This window comes from Bacillus sp. V59.32b (assembly GCF_003429085.1).
Lineage (GTDB): Bacteria > Bacillota > Bacilli > Bacillales > DSM-1321 > Peribacillus.
Genome location: NZ_QVTC01000060.1, coordinates 38,769 through 52,167 on the forward strand (window position 1 = coordinate 38,769; position 13,399 = coordinate 52,167).

At 42.8% G+C, this 13,399-nt stretch carries 18 protein-coding genes; 14 read left to right on the top strand and 4 right to left on the bottom strand.

Features of this window, described 5'->3' with window-relative positions; genetic code table 11:
* Nucleotides 1–15: 15 nt before the first annotated feature.
* From D0463_RS14105 to D0463_RS14115, 3 genes are all read left to right on the top strand, one after another.
* Nucleotides 16–1,872, top strand: coding sequence for an LTA synthase family protein (locus D0463_RS14105; RefSeq protein WP_117308025.1), 1,857 nt, complete (start codon nt 16–18; stop codon nt 1,870–1,872).
* 323 nt (nt 1,873–2,195) lie between these two features.
* Nucleotides 2,196–3,374, top strand: coding sequence for a M14 family metallopeptidase (locus D0463_RS14110; protein ID WP_117308026.1), 1,179 nt, complete (start codon nt 2,196–2,198; stop codon nt 3,372–3,374).
* A 145-nt stretch (nt 3,375–3,519) separates the two neighbouring features.
* Nucleotides 3,520–4,611: a YqgU-like beta propeller domain-containing protein gene (locus tag D0463_RS14115; protein WP_160118443.1), complete on the top strand. Its 1,092-nt coding sequence runs from the start codon at nt 3,520–3,522 to the stop codon at nt 4,609–4,611.
* 80 nt (nt 4,612–4,691) lie between these two features.
* Here D0463_RS14115 and D0463_RS14120 read toward each other — a convergent pair whose 3' ends face one another.
* The gene (locus tag D0463_RS14120) at nt 4,692–4,865 is read right to left on the bottom strand and encodes a DUF2759 domain-containing protein (RefSeq protein WP_117308028.1); all 174 of its coding nucleotides are present in this window, start codon (nt 4,863–4,865) and stop codon (nt 4,692–4,694) included.
* 128 nt (nt 4,866–4,993) lie between these two features.
* Nucleotides 4,994–5,317, bottom strand: coding sequence for a hypothetical protein (locus D0463_RS14125; protein ID WP_133299576.1), 324 nt, complete (start codon nt 5,315–5,317; stop codon nt 4,994–4,996).
* Between the two features lie 256 nt (nt 5,318–5,573).
* Here D0463_RS14125 and D0463_RS14130 point away from each other — a divergent pair, with 256 nt between their 5' ends.
* Nucleotides 5,574–6,206 carry an MBL fold metallo-hydrolase gene (locus D0463_RS14130; protein ID WP_117308030.1) on the top strand — a complete coding sequence of 211 codons (633 nt, stop codon included), beginning with the start codon at nt 5,574–5,576 and terminating at the stop codon, nt 6,204–6,206.
* A 33-nt stretch (nt 6,207–6,239) separates the two neighbouring features.
* Nucleotides 6,240–7,352, top strand: coding sequence for a class I SAM-dependent methyltransferase (locus D0463_RS14135; protein ID WP_254052810.1), 1,113 nt, complete (start codon nt 6,240–6,242; stop codon nt 7,350–7,352).
* Between the two features lie 31 nt (nt 7,353–7,383).
* On the opposite strand, the gene D0463_RS14140 is transcribed toward D0463_RS14135, so the two are convergent.
* Nucleotides 7,384–7,632, bottom strand: a complete 249-nt coding sequence (locus D0463_RS14140) for a DUF2626 domain-containing protein (protein ID WP_117308031.1) — start codon at nt 7,630–7,632, stop codon at nt 7,384–7,386.
* Nucleotides 7,633–7,712: 80 nt separating this feature from the next.
* A complete protein-coding gene (locus D0463_RS14145; protein ID WP_117308032.1) occupies nt 7,713–8,414 on the bottom strand; it encodes a helix-turn-helix transcriptional regulator in 702 nt (233 codons plus the stop codon).
* Between the two features lie 185 nt (nt 8,415–8,599).
* Here D0463_RS14145 and comGA point away from each other — a divergent pair, with 185 nt between their 5' ends.
* Genes comGA through D0463_RS14190 form a run of 9 tightly spaced genes read left to right on the top strand, consistent with a single transcriptional unit; the run spans nt 8,600 to nt 13,358 of the window.
* On the top strand, nt 8,600–9,667 hold the full coding sequence (gene comGA / locus D0463_RS14150; protein ID WP_117308033.1) for a competence type IV pilus ATPase ComGA: 1,068 nt from the start codon (nt 8,600–8,602) through the stop codon (nt 9,665–9,667).
* On the top strand, nt 9,657–10,688 hold the full coding sequence (gene comGB / locus D0463_RS14155) for a competence type IV pilus assembly protein ComGB (protein ID WP_160118444.1): 1,032 nt from the start codon (nt 9,657–9,659) through the stop codon (nt 10,686–10,688). The genes comGA and comGB overlap by 11 nt, the downstream gene beginning before the upstream one ends.
* Before the next feature lie 20 nt (nt 10,689–10,708).
* Complete coding sequence (gene comGC, locus D0463_RS14160) at nt 10,709–11,032, top strand: competence type IV pilus major pilin ComGC (protein ID WP_117308081.1); 324 nt, start codon at nt 10,709–10,711, stop codon at nt 11,030–11,032.
* On the top strand, nt 11,016–11,483 hold the full coding sequence (comGD, locus tag D0463_RS14165; RefSeq protein WP_117308035.1) for a competence type IV pilus minor pilin ComGD: 468 nt from the start codon (nt 11,016–11,018) through the stop codon (nt 11,481–11,483). The genes comGC and comGD overlap by 17 nt, the downstream gene beginning before the upstream one ends.
* Entirely contained in the window at nt 11,470–11,829 is a 360-nt protein-coding gene (gene comGE / locus D0463_RS14170; RefSeq protein ID WP_117308036.1) for a competence type IV pilus minor pilin ComGE, read from the top strand. The genes comGD and comGE overlap by 14 nt, the downstream gene beginning before the upstream one ends.
* Nucleotides 11,813–12,262: a competence type IV pilus minor pilin ComGF gene (comGF, locus tag D0463_RS14175; protein WP_117308082.1), complete on the top strand. Its 450-nt coding sequence runs from the start codon at nt 11,813–11,815 to the stop codon at nt 12,260–12,262. Before comGE ends, comGF begins: the two co-directional genes overlap by 17 nt.
* Complete coding sequence (comGG, locus tag D0463_RS14180; protein ID WP_117308037.1) at nt 12,252–12,635, top strand: competence type IV pilus minor pilin ComGG; 384 nt, start codon at nt 12,252–12,254, stop codon at nt 12,633–12,635. Before comGF ends, comGG begins: the two co-directional genes overlap by 11 nt.
* 15 nt (nt 12,636–12,650) lie before the next feature.
* Nucleotides 12,651–13,169 carry a shikimate kinase gene (locus D0463_RS14185; RefSeq protein WP_117308038.1) on the top strand — a complete coding sequence of 173 codons (519 nt, stop codon included), beginning with the start codon at nt 12,651–12,653 and terminating at the stop codon, nt 13,167–13,169.
* Nucleotides 13,170–13,181: 12 nt separating this feature from the next.
* Nucleotides 13,182–13,358: a YqzE family protein gene (locus D0463_RS14190; RefSeq protein WP_117308039.1), complete on the top strand. Its 177-nt coding sequence runs from the start codon at nt 13,182–13,184 to the stop codon at nt 13,356–13,358.
* Nucleotides 13,359–13,399: the final 41 nt, after the last annotated feature.

Below are 13,399 nucleotides of genomic sequence, written 5' to 3' on the forward strand. Positions count from 1 at the left end.
AGACGGGGGATATACATGATGAAAGCAAATTTCAGCTTACCCAGGATATCATTATTAGCCATAGCGGTTTTTTCGCTATGGCTAAAAACCTATATCGCCTATTTGGTGAACTTTGACATCGATATCGAAAACTGGCTGCAGGGATTCATCCTGTTTATCAACCCGCTTAGTTTCTTGCTGTTTGTGCTTGGCATCAGTCTGTTCCTGAAAGAAAAACGAAGATATACATATCTGTTCATCACCTCTTTCTTCATAACAGGCATCTTGTTTGCCAACATTGTGTTCTATCGCTTTTTTAATGATTTCCTGACGATTCCCGTCCTTTTTCAGGCGAGCAATATGAGCGATTTGGGAAGCAGTGTTACAGAGCTGGTGAACCCATGGGATTTTCTATATTTCATCGATATCATCCTGCTGGCTTTTTTTATGAAGAAGAAGCCTAGCTTCCTGATTGACAGGCATTACTCCCAAAATGACAAAAAGGTATACGTGCTGGCTTCGTTAGGAATCGCCTTTTTCAATCTTGGAATTTCAGAGGCAGAGCGTCCGGAGCTTTTGACTAGAACCTTTGACCGGGAAATACTCGTGAAAAATATCGGAACGTACAATTACCACATATACGATGTGTTTCTTCAGTCCAAATCCTCTGCACAACGAGCGTTGGCCGACGGGACGAAGCTCGCTGAAATTGAAAATTACGTCCGTGCCAATCAAAGCGAGCCAAACAGTGAGTTTTTTGGAATGGCCAGAGGAAAGAACGTGATCATGATTTCCCTGGAATCGACTCAAAGCTTTGTCATTAACGAGTCGGTGAATGGCCCGGAAGTCACTCCGTTTCTGAACGATCTTATCAAGGATAGCTACTATTTTGATAATTTCTACCATCAAACCGGTCAGGGCAAAACCTCGGACTCTGAATTTATCGTCGAGAATTCCTTGTATCCATTAGGGCGCGGCGCGGTGTTCTTTACACATGCGCAGAATGAGTATAACGGGACCCCTGAGACTCTGAATGAGAAAGGATATTTTACGGCTTCGCTTCATGCCAATGACAAGAGCTTTTGGAACCGGGATATGATGTATCAATCGCTCGGCTACAAACGTTTTTATGATATTGATGATTACCAGGTGAACAGCGATAATTCCGTGAGCTGGGGCTTGAAGGATAAAGATTTTTTTAAGCAATCCATCGCCCACTTGGAGGGGATGCCTCAGCCGTTTTATGCAAAATTAATTACGCTGACCAATCATTTTCCTTTTACACTTGATGAAGCAGACCAATCCATTAATGAGTTCGATTCAAGCTCGGAAACGCTGAACAGGTATTTTCCGACTGTGCGCTACACGGATGAAGCATTAAGGCAATTCTTCGGAGATCTAAAAGAGGCGGGCCTTTATGACGATTCCATCATTGTTATTTACGGTGACCACTACGGCATTTCCGAAAATCATAACGAAGCGCTCGGCCAATTCCTCGGCAAGGAAATTACTCCTTTTGAATCGGTTCAATTACAGCGCGTTCCGCTTATTATCCATGTCCCGGGACAGGAAGGAAAAACGATTTCCGAGGTTTCCGGCCAGGTCGATATTAAACCGACTCTTATGCATCTATTGGGGATTAATTCAAGAGAAAACATTGAATTTGGAAGCGACCTGTTCGCAAAAGACCGACTCGGCTTTACCGTGCTGCGTGACAGCAGCTTTATTACGGATGACTATCTGTTTACGAGGGAAGCTTGCTATGATAAGCAAACCGGTGAACTCACCGACAAAATTGCATGTGAGCCGTATTTTGAAAAAGCTAAGCTAGAGCTTGAATACTCTGACAAAATTATTTATGGAGACCTGCTCCGTTTCTATAATGACAGGTAGACAAAAATGGGTCTGTACCTAAAAATAGGATGCCCGCAACAAAGCTGGTCAGATCTGCAACAAACCGGAAATTCCCGTAACAAAAAGTGGGTGTGTAACAAAATCAGATTTCCCGCAACAAAGCTGGTCAAACCTGCAACAAAGCGAGAGTATTCCGTAACAAAAAGTGGGGACTGCAACTAATCCAAAATTAATCCTATTATTTGAATTACCCGGCAGATGCCGGGTTTTTTCTTTATCTTTAATATTAAATATCGACTCATTTTCATTTTTTTTCTGATGTTCACATAAAGTTAAACAGAATATCTGGGGAGGGAACAGAATTGAAATGTACCGGCAGAGACAATGATACATTGGATTATTACAGCAGGATTTTTCAAGTTCCGATTGAACTGCTGCGGGATTCAAATCCCCATGTTTCGGACGGGTTGCAATTGGGCGGGAAAACGATCCATATCCCGGGATACATAATGGAGGAGATGCATATTTCCGGTCAAACGCGGCTTGTGGATATTGCAAAGAGTTATAACATCTCCATGGATGCGCTGCTGCTTTTAAATAACAGTGGGGATGCCGTAATGGAGAATGCGTTGGTACCTGTCAGGCTGCAAAAGCCAGTCATTAAAACGAAAAAGCAGTATGATTATGCTGCGGTGCAAAAAGATTTGGAAAAATTAAAGAAGACGTATCCCTTTCTTGAAATAGAATCAATCGGTAAGAGCGTGCTTGGCAAGGATATATATGAAGTGAGGCTCGGTCAGGGAGAAGAAATCGTCCACTATAATGGTTCTTTCCATGCGAATGAATGGATTACGACTGCGATTCTCATGAAATGGCTGAATGAGATCCTGCATTGCCTTATCGGTGGAATGTCATTAGCGGGAGTCGACCCTCTTCACGTGTATAAGCGGAAAAAGATTTCAATCGTGCCGATGGTGAATCCAGATGGGGTAGACCTTGTTCTGCATGGGGAGAAGGCAGCGGAAGGCAAAGCAGATGTTGTTGCGATGAACGGTGGGTATGACCGATTTTTTGCATGGAAGGCCAATATTCGGGGAGTTGACTTAAACAATCAGTACCCTGCCAACTGGGAAATCGAGAAAAAACGAAAAATCCCTCAGGCGCCAGCACCGCGGGATTATCCAGGGGAAGCCTGCTTGACCGAACCGGAAGCGATGGCCATGAAAGATCTCGCCTTCAAGCGGAATTTTGAAAAAGTGATAGCACTCCATACGCAAGGAAGTGAATTTTATTGGGGATATGAAGGCAAAGAGCCGGTCTATGCCTCTTGTATTGCTAAAGAGTTTGAAAAAAGGAGCGGCTACAAATCGGTCCGTTATGTGGATAGCCATGCCGGCTATAAAGACTGGTTCATTCATGAGTTTCATCGTCCTGGCTTCACCATTGAACTGGGAAAGGGGATCAATCCGTTGCCTTTGTCACAGATGATATCGATTTACCGTGATACACTCGGCATCCTGATGGCCGGCTTGTATTTGTAATTAAAATTATTGATAAGTTGTTACGGCATTTATAAAACTTTTGTTTTATAATGAGTAGCATATACAATATTGATCAGGGAGTGTGGGGGAGATTTCTATTTTTCGTTTTTTTGCGAGTCAGTCATTGCAAAAGCGATTTTTTGCAATGAATATATTAGCTGTAATCTCCCTGTTTCTTCTTATATCGGCGTGCCAGCCTCAAGCGAAACCGGTCACTGACGACCATAATGAGGAGGTTCCTTCCAGACATAAGCTGTTAAATGAGGAAAATGATAAATTTGAAGCGGCTCTTGGGTGGCTTGATTCTGAGACCATCTTATATTCAGTGAAACAAGATGAGAATCAACCTCCACAATTAAAGGTGTTCAATCGGAAAACTGGCAAGCAGGAAATCTTTTATCAGCCAGAAGCCGCTATTGTGAATGTGTCAATCAGTCCATCAAGAAACTATGTGTTGGTACACACATCTTCCTCCCCGCATAAAGCAAATATCGATATTCTGAAACAAGACGGTACGAAAGAATATTCAGTGGCCATTCCATCCGACGAACTTGATTTTTCCTGGAATCCATATGAGGACGGCATTCTTTTCTTAACGAGCTTTTCTGAAGATTGGAGCTTCACCTCATATGTGTTAGATACGAAGAAAAAAGCGATTGCACCTCTCGATTTCCCGCAGCCTTTTGCGCAGTGGGCAGGTAAGGAAGAGCTGCTGTATGTGGATTGGAAAAAAGAAGACCCGGATCTGCGTGCTCCGCTTATTTCGCTGAATATCAAGAATCAGAAAAAAGAAACGGTGATGCTTGATGTCGTTCACTTCCAAAAAATAAAGAATGGGTTAATGGCGATTCAAGTAGAAAGTGAGAAGCCGGATCAAGCGGAATATAAGTTTTATAACGGGAAAAAAGAGCAAGTCTCTTCTTTTTCAGTCCCGCACGTGAATACGTTTTCGGATTCGATGATTCCCTTTTACAGCTTTGACGATAAAAAAAATACCTTTTACACCTTTACTCCGGAAAGTGCTTTTACCGGGGATCCTTATCAAGGAACATTCAAGCTGATTGAATATAATTGGGAGACCGGCAAGAAAAAAGAGGTGCTGAAGGAGATGGAAAATGCGCCGTTAAGCTGTTCGTCGGAAGGCAGCTGGTGTTTGTATGGCCATCAGTTGGAGAGTGTGATAAATATGCAGGAAAAGAAGGTATATCCGCTTTTGAAGGCTAGAAATGACGAGTAATTGGCGATGGTTGGAGATACAATTAAGTAAAACTTGTGTATAAAGAGAAAAACTCGCCGGTTGGCGAGTTTTCTTAATATTTAGTGTGCAACCGGATATCCGCTTTCGATGATTGTCATGACCGTGAACCAGCCGAAAACAGCCGCACTGCCAGCCGCGAAAAACAATCCTAAGAAATTCTTGCTTTTAAATGTTTTGACAACCGCGAGCATTGCCATGATTGTCACAAGTCCGAAGATAATCATTAATTGCATGGTTGTTCCTCCTTATGTACTGAAGAATGTTTCATCTTAAGAATAAACTTATTATGCCCAAGATTGACGGAATGACGGATAAATATGTAAAAAATCGTGTATTCTTTACTATTTTAATAGTTTTTTTATTATTTGTCGAGGGCTAAAAATGATGGTTGAACCTGATATGCTTTTGCAATACCGAGCACCAAATCTTTTTGAAAAGCATCGATGAAATAAACGTTTTCATCGGACCTTGCAATTAAGATTTCATCCATTTCCAAAAGCGCCATTTCAATCTCTGTTTTCCCGCCTGAGGCAAATTGGAAACATGCGAGACTTTGTTTGAAAAGATAGGTCGAAGCCTCTGTTTTAAAGCCGTAATCCTCGAAAAGCTCAAGAGGTATGAAAGCAGCGTCTTCTAAGAGGCTGTGAATCTGCACGAAGGCTTCGGCTGCGGTGGAAATCTCCATACATAATTGCGCTTCCTTTTTTTGAGCTGGATAAGAGCATGGACTCAAAACGATCCATGATCTCAACTTGTTCCTCCAGCAGCCTATAAAGATCGGGAAATTCCTCCAGGCTAACCCCCAGTTCGATTGCAAATACCGATTTCATGTGCGGGCCCCCATGTCTTTTCTTAAAAATATAACGCATATAGTGTAAAATAGAAATCAATAACTTGTCAGTCGTTCTTTTTAAAGAAAATAAATAATGGAGATGAAAAATATGAAATGGTATCAGCTCCCACTGGGGCCCTTGCAAACCAATTGTTATATACTTTCTAATGATGCCAAGGAGTGCATCATCTTCGATCCGGGCGAAGAAGCAGCCAAGCTTATTCAATATGTCCAGACGAAAAAACTGAAGCCGCTCGCCGTCCTATTGACTCACGCTCATTTTGATCATATTGGCGCGTTGGATGAGATCCGTGATTTTTTCAAGATTCCAGCCTATCTTCATGAGAAAGAAGCCAAATGGCTGCTCGATCCGGCTTTGAACGGATCACAGCTTTTTCCGGGTGAGCCGATCCGTTTAAAACCGGCAGACCATATTCTAGCCGTCGAAACCGAACTTGCGATTGGCAGCTTTTCATTTAAGCTGTTCGAAACACCGGGACACTCTCCGGGAAGCATTTCTTATTATTTAGAAGAAAAAGGGCTCGTCTTTTCTGGTGATGTGTTGTTTCAGCAGAGTATTGGCCGCACCGATCTGCCGGGTGGAAACGAAAAGCAGCTCATGAAGAGCATCCATGAAAAGCTGCTGACATTGCCTGAGGATACAATTGTGTTGTCCGGCCACGGAGCCGTTACGACGATTATCGATGAAATGGAAAGCAATCCATTTTTGAACGGGTTTTAACGATTATTCAAACATTTAAAGCGGGGCAATGAAATGGAAAAATTCATAATCGATTTATTGAATCAAAAGCCTGATCGGAAAATGACTTACCATGAATTTATAAGCACTGTCCTTTATACACCAAAGCTTGGCTATTATATGGGGGATAGAGAAAAAATCGGGAAACAGGGTGATTTTTACACGACAAGCAATTTGTCTGATGTGTTCGGCCGCACGCTTGCCAAGTGGATTTTGCATATCATTACTGAATCCGGCCTGCCCCCGGTCCTATGTGAAATCGGCGGAGGAACCGGGAGACTTGCCGATTCTATCCTTACCTACATAAAAAATCATGAACCTGATATGTTTGACAGGCTGCAGTATTTCATCATTGATATTAGTCCCTTTCAAAGGGAAAAACAAAAGGAGACATTGTCGGCCTTTAAAGATATACATTATATAGACGCGCTGGAAGACCTGCCTGTTATCGAGGGAATCATATTTTCGAATGAACTCTTTGACGCATTGCCTGTCCATGTAGTGGAGAAAAAACACGGGCTTTTGTTTGAGGTGATGATAACCGAGAAAGCGGGACAGCTTGTGGAAGTTCTAGAGCCGCTTGAGAAGCAGGAAATACTTCGCTATTTACAAGAGCAAGATGTTTCACTCGTTGAGGGACAGCGATTCGAGGTGCCGCTGGAAATGGTCGCTTACTTGCAATCGATTGCCGGACATTTACAAAAAGGTTTTCTTGTTTCGATTGATTACGGCTACACGAATGAAGAATGGAAGGAGCCTGTCCATAGGAAGGGAAGCCTTAGAGGCTATCATAAACATCAGATGGTTGAAAATGTATTGTCATATCCGGGGAAAATGGATATGACCACGCATATTCACTTCGATGCTTTGATCAAATTTGGTGCGGTGTTCGGTCTGAAACATGAAGCACTTATCGGACAACAGGAATTTCTGTTACGGGCGGGGATACTGAACGAACTGCAGGCTCACGATGATCCCAACCCCTTTTCAGAAACCGCAAAACGGAATAGAGCGATCCGAAACCTCATCGTTCCCGGAGGAATCAGCTCCTATTTTCGGGTGTTGCTACAGTCGAAAGGGCTACCCGCTGATCAAACTTTATTTCCGGAGGAAAAGGAAAACCCATGAAATTTGATTTCATGGGTTTTATGTACGCTTATTAATGACCGGTAGCGGCACCTGGAACCATCATAAATGTAGTCCAGTAGGTAAATCCGGCAAAGAAAATGGTTAGGTATGCGCCGAATACATAGATATACATACGTTCAGATAATTTCAAATAACTTAAAAGAATAAAGAATACGGTTTGCCCGACGAAAAGTAATGCTGTCGTATTCATATCACCAAGATAAAACATAATAGCCATGATACCTGTCCAAAAACCCATAACCCTGTACATACGCTCCATCTGTATCCCTCCTTTGTCCCATCATGTTCCTCCTAAATTATAAATTAGATGGTAATAAGATGTAAACCCCCTGTTTGTTTCTACTGTGTGAGGATTGCCTGATATACGCAGGATTCGCACCCTGAAAGCATATTTTCCTTTTCCACAAGTTCGACAGAATCAAACAAGGATTCAAACAGCCCCTTCAAAAAAGCGACGTGCATCGTGCAAATGGCTTCGGTCTCCTGTAATGCCACTTCCTTGAACGGACAATTGAAGATTTCAAAATAAATTTTCGATTGATCCTCACTAACATTCAATTCCGGATAGAATCCAGCGAGCGTGGCTGCGCTTTTCAGCATCTTCAATCTTTCTTCGAATGAAAATTCGCCATTGGCCTTCGTGCCTGCAGCCAGCTGCCCGGCTGCCAGCTCCTGTCCAAACTGCTTACCTGTCTGATGCAGGGCTTGTTTTCCTGCTTCACCAAGTGTAAGCATTGTCTGGATCGCGATTTTTGATAATAACTGATAGTCGCGGAAAGGAAAGTGGAGCTGAATGAGCTCGTTAGACAATCGATAAAGCCTGCTCGGACGTCCGCCTTTTCCCGTTTTCTTTGTTTCAGAAATCAGCATTTTCACATCTTCAAGCTTTGAGAGATGGAGCCTGGCAACGTTTGGATGAATCGCAAATGAATCAGCGATCTCTTGGACGGTCACCTCCTGATGACGGTTGGTAATATGCTGATAAATATAATATCGGGTCGGATCAGATAATACATTGGTTATTCTTAATGTTTGTTCCATCCTTTTTCACCTCAAGGCATAGCTTATATATTCCATTATAGTACTGTGGAAATGAGGGGAATGTGAGAAAATTCACATTGTGAAATGAATAATCAGAAATTTTTATGCTTTTTTGCAAAATGAAGAAGGAAAAACTAAAATAAAGTCGAATTCATTATGCAAACAGATTTGGAGGTGAGATATGGTTGGAATCGATTGAAAAAACGGCAGAAAGAATTCTTACGCATGCAGTCCGGCTCGATGCATCAGACATCCACATCCTGCCCAGAAAAGAAAGCCCCCTCGTGCAGTTCCGCATCGATAACAAGCTTTATCCGCAAGACATGATCACCCAGGACGAATCAGAAAGAATGATCTCCCATTTGAAATTTCTCGCATCGATGGATATCGGTGAAAAGAGACGCCCGCAAAGCGGCTCGATTACGATGAAGATTGATAACAAAACCATCGGCTTACGTTTATCCACGCTTCCCGCATCTTTTTCAGAAAGCCTCGTGATCCGCTTAATTCCGCAGCAGAATATCCTTCCTTTGGAACAACTGTCCCTTTTTGGCAATACTGCGAATAAGTTAATGGCGCTCTTAAAGCATTCCCACGGGATGATTATTTTTACCGGTCCGACTGGCAGTGGGAAGACCACAACTCTCTATTCCTTGCTGCACCATGCAAAAGAAATGATTAAACGCAATGTCATAACACTCGAAGATCCAATCGAAAATGTATCAGAGCAGATGCTTCAGGTCCAGATCAATGAAAAAGCAGGAATCTCTTACTCGGTAGGCCTAAAAGCGGCCTTACGGCATGATCCAGATATCATCATGGTGGGAGAAATCCGGGATGCGGAAACGGCACAGATAGCAGTCCGAGCTGCGCTGACCGGCCACCTTATCCTCACCACCATGCACACCCGCGATGCAAAAGGAGCTGTCTACCGGTTGCTCGAATTTGGGATCAACTGGATTGAGATCGAACAGACCTTGATTGCAGTAACGGCCCAAAGACTTGTGGAATTAAAATGTCCTTTTTGCCAGGATGCTTGTACTTCGGAATGTCATGTCCATAAAAGAAATAAGCGGGCAAGCGTCTATGAACTATTGTATGGCAAAGGGCTTGTCCAGGTATTAAAGGCAGCGAAAGGGGATCAAGCACGGCCAAATCACCGTCAATTGAAGGATGAGATATCGAAGGCAGTTGCTTTTGGGTATGTTAAACCGGAAGAATATGATCGATGGGTGCACGGACATGAAGCGTAGTAGATGGAAAAAGAATGAACAAGCCCTTTTTCTTATCAGACTTGGCGAGTTGCTCGAAAACGGCTATCCGCTTTCTCACGCGATCCAATTCCTTCAATTGCAGGAATCCAGGAAAAAGGCGGCGGAATTAACCGTTGCTCTTTCAAGGTTAAGAGAGGGTAATCCGCTGCACACAGTACTGGAAATGATGAACTTCCATCCGCAATTAATCAGCTATGTATTTTATGGCGAGAATCACGGCGACCTGCAGCGGGCGCTGAAAGATGGGGGCAGTTTTTGGCTTAAGAGAACGGAAGATCTGGAGAAGATTAATAAACTGCTTGTTTATCCACTTTTTCTGTTGATTTTTGTCGGCAGTATCTTTTATATCCTTCAGCGAGTCCTTTTGCCTAAATTTCAGGTGCTCTTCCAATCGATGGATGTCGAGCAAAATCTATTTCTAAAGATCGTGCTGGCTATTTCGGAGTTTCTTCCATCGGTTCCTTTTCTTCTTCTTGTCTTGGCGGTTATCATCTTTTGCCTGAGACAGTTTTGGTTTATGAAGCTAAACCCTCTGAAACGACGTAAGCTCCTTCACCATATTCCTGTATTTGGAAATTTCCTCAAACTCTATGACACCCACTTTTTCTCAAGTCAACTTAGTGGGTTACTTTCAGGTGGCTTGTCAATCAACGAAAGCATTCGTCTTTTCTCTGAAAATAACAGCCACCCCTTCTATCAAAAATTATGCATTCTCATTAAAAAGGAATTAACAGAAGGCAAGACTCTCGAAGATATTTTTAAAAAGTTCTCTTTTTTTGAAAAGCATTTAGGGATCATCATTGCTAACGGACAAAAATATGGAACCCTCGACCAAGAGCTTTTTCACTACAGCCGATTTGTCCTTGTTAAGATTGAAGAAAAAACCAGCGCCTCCATCCGCATTATCCAGCCAGTTCTGTTTTCTGTTATCGGATTACTGATCGTTTCCATATACTTGGCTGTGCTACTGCCGATGTTTTCGATGCTGGGAGGATTATAAGGAGGAATTAATTAATGAAAATGAAATGGAAACTAAAAAAGAATGAGAAGGGCTTCACTTTGATCGAAATGCTAGTCGTACTATTGGTTATTTCGGTACTGTTGATTATCACCATTCCGAATATTACCAAGCACCAGTCAAATATCCAAACAAAAGGCTGTGATGCATTTGTGAAAATGGTCCAGGCTCAGGTGCAAGCGTATGAAATGGATAACAACAGGCTTCCGGCCAATGTCGGTGAACTTAAAAGTGAGGGATATTTAAAGCAAACCTCTTGTCCGAATGGAGATAATATTAATCTAGATGCTGATGGAGTTGTAACGGTAGTTGTCGGAACGCCATAGACAAGGTAAGAACAACTGTAAAGACGGCGGATTTACGTTGATAGAAACGCTTGTGGTACTGACAATCTTCCTCTTAATCTTTTCGCTTGCCTCATCGCTTTTCCCGCATTTCATGAAAAACCAGGAGACTGGACAGTTTTTGCGTCAGTTAAGTGATGATATCCATTATGCTCAGGCGTATGCGATCAGCCACCAGCAATTTATTGAAGTTGTGATTGGGGCATCGGGTGAAACCTATCATATTTCAAAGGGTGTGCGGATGGGGAAGTTGTATGAACGCAAGATTCCAAAAGATCTTGTATTCAAACAGGGCTCGATGAACTTAAGAATTGCGTTTGCACCTAACGGAAATAGTACCAGCGCTGGCACATGGTTTATAGACTCACCTCTTCACTCTTATAAAATAACCTTTAATATCGGAAAAGGAAGGTTCCGGATTGAGAAACTCTAGGGGATATATTTATCTTGAAATGCTGGCTGCATTTTCTGTTTGCTGTTTTATCGCCTTATCTGTTTTGCCGATTCTAGAGCTTGTTGCGACCGAACGGAATAATGCCATGCAGCGAATGAAAGCCCACCATTTATTATATGAGAAATTACAAGCTTATATGGAAGGGGAGAGTGAAGCTGTGGATGAAACCTTTGTTGCCAATGGCATGACCTACAAAATGACCTGGGAGCCCTTCTTGCCCTCCTTACCATTATCTTCGGACTTTTCCGGGATGATGAGAGGCTGTATTGAATATAAAAATTATGGGGAAAGAGATGAAATGATTTGTGATGCTGCGAAAAGATAATGGCTTTACTCTCGTAGAAATGCTTGTTTCCCTGGTGATTTTTATGATCATCGCTTCATTTGTGCTCAATCTGTTCACACTGATCCAAACGAATACGACTGAAAAGAGCAGTTTGAATCAAAAAGAGTGGGAAATATTCATTAATCAATTAAAGCGAGATGTCTGGCAATCCCGAACAATGGAGGCATCCCATAATAAGCTGTATCTCACTGTCGGCGAAGATATGGTATTAATCGAGCAGTATCAGGATAAAGTCAGGAGGCGTTTAAACGAGACAGGCCATGAAATCGCCCTGCAAAACATTCGCTCATTCCAGGTAATCAGCGACGGAAATTCGGTGACTGTCACGGTTGAAGATAAGCAAGGAAAACCTTTCAGGAGTAGATTGCGTCCCTTCATTTCGGTTAGCGGAGGATCCACAAATGGTGAATAACGAAAAGGGCGTTGTTTTTCCCATGGTGATCATCATTGCAGCCGGTTTTATTTCCTTTACGCTCTTCTCGATTGAAAGATATGCTGTTGATAAAAATTTTTATAAAGAAAGTGAAGAAAAACTGATTCTTGAGCAGTTGATTCGCTTGGCTGCACTTGATATAACGACAGAACTTGAATCGACCGAAATCATAGCAGAAAAGAACGGAATCCTCTTTTACCCCGGCGGAGATGTTTATTATGAATGTACGAAGTCGAGTGAGACGGTGGTAAAGGTTTTACTGTACGCCAGCACGAAAGCCGAACGGAAGGCAGAATCGCTGTTTCTTTATGACATCACGCAGAATAAAGTGATAGAATGGATAGAAAAGTAGTCCGGAGTGAACGTAATGAAGAGCATTTATTTGACCGGCTTTATGGGGGCGGGGAAGACAACCGCAGGCCGGGTACTCGGCAAGGCGATGGAACTGCCTGTATATGATACGGATCACGAAATTGTGAAACAGCAGCGGCGAACGATCACTGACATATTTGCCGAGCAGGGTGAGGAAGCATTCCGCGAAATGGAGAGTCAGATGCTTCAGGAACTGCCGCGTGAGGATTCCATAATCACAACAGGCGGCGGAATCATCTTAAAAGAAGAAAACCGCTGCTTTCTGGCAACTCAGGGATACTGGGTGTATTTGCATTGCGAACCGGAGGAGATCGCCGAGAGGCTTGCGAATGATGAGTCGCGGCCACTGTTGAGCGGAGAGCGGAAAAAGGACCTGCATCGCATTTTCAACGAGCGTCTGCCGCTTTATTCACAAGCCGATATTGTTGTCGACACGACGGGGAAGGACTTGGATGAGATTGTCGATACAATCATGAAACGAATAAAAGATATCGAAATGGGACATACTAGCTAACGGGTGGTATGTATGAAGACAAATGATTATATTAAATTTCTGACACAGCAGTTCGTGAAATATATGGCCATGACTAAAGAAGAAAGAAAGCTGCGGCGGGAAAACCGGAAACAGATGAGAAGGCCGTTTGTGAGCAACTGGTTTGGGATTATGCCGTTTGCCTTGATGATGCTGTTTAAGAGAAAATAGGATAAAAAACATGCCCTGCCGTTTGGCGGGGCATGTTTTTT

Coding starts and splice junctions, on each gene's coding strand:
- comGG (WP_117308037.1), top strand. CDS start 12,252: ATGGTGAATAACGAAAAGGGCGTTGTTTTTCCCATGGTGATCATCATT.
- comGF (WP_117308082.1), top strand. CDS start 11,813: ATGCTGCGAAAAGATAATGGCTTTACTCTCGTAGAAATGCTTGTTTCC.
- D0463_RS14145 (WP_117308032.1), bottom strand. CDS start 8,414: ATGGAACAAACATTAAGAATAACCAATGTATTATCTGATCCGACCCGA.
- D0463_RS14130 (WP_117308030.1), top strand. CDS start 5,574: ATGAAATGGTATCAGCTCCCACTGGGGCCCTTGCAAACCAATTGTTAT.
- comGC (WP_117308081.1), top strand. CDS start 10,709: ATGAAATGGAAACTAAAAAAGAATGAGAAGGGCTTCACTTTGATCGAA.
- D0463_RS14135 (WP_254052810.1), top strand. CDS start 6,240: ATGGAAAAATTCATAATCGATTTATTGAATCAAAAGCCTGATCGGAAA.
- comGB (WP_160118444.1), top strand. CDS start 9,657: ATGAAGCGTAGTAGATGGAAAAAGAATGAACAAGCCCTTTTTCTTATC.
- D0463_RS14115 (WP_160118443.1), top strand. CDS start 3,520: ATGAATATATTAGCTGTAATCTCCCTGTTTCTTCTTATATCGGCGTGC.
- D0463_RS14185 (WP_117308038.1), top strand. CDS start 12,651: ATGAAGAGCATTTATTTGACCGGCTTTATGGGGGCGGGGAAGACAACC.
- D0463_RS14190 (WP_117308039.1), top strand. CDS start 13,182: ATGAAGACAAATGATTATATTAAATTTCTGACACAGCAGTTCGTGAAA.
- D0463_RS14125 (WP_133299576.1), bottom strand. CDS start 5,317: ATGGAGATTTCCACCGCAGCCGAAGCCTTCGTGCAGATTCACAGCCTC.
- D0463_RS14140 (WP_117308031.1), bottom strand. CDS start 7,632: ATGGAGCGTATGTACAGGGTTATGGGTTTTTGGACAGGTATCATGGCT.
- D0463_RS14120 (WP_117308028.1), bottom strand. CDS start 4,865: ATGCAATTAATGATTATCTTCGGACTTGTGACAATCATGGCAATGCTC.
- D0463_RS14105 (WP_117308025.1), top strand. CDS start 16: ATGATGAAAGCAAATTTCAGCTTACCCAGGATATCATTATTAGCCATA.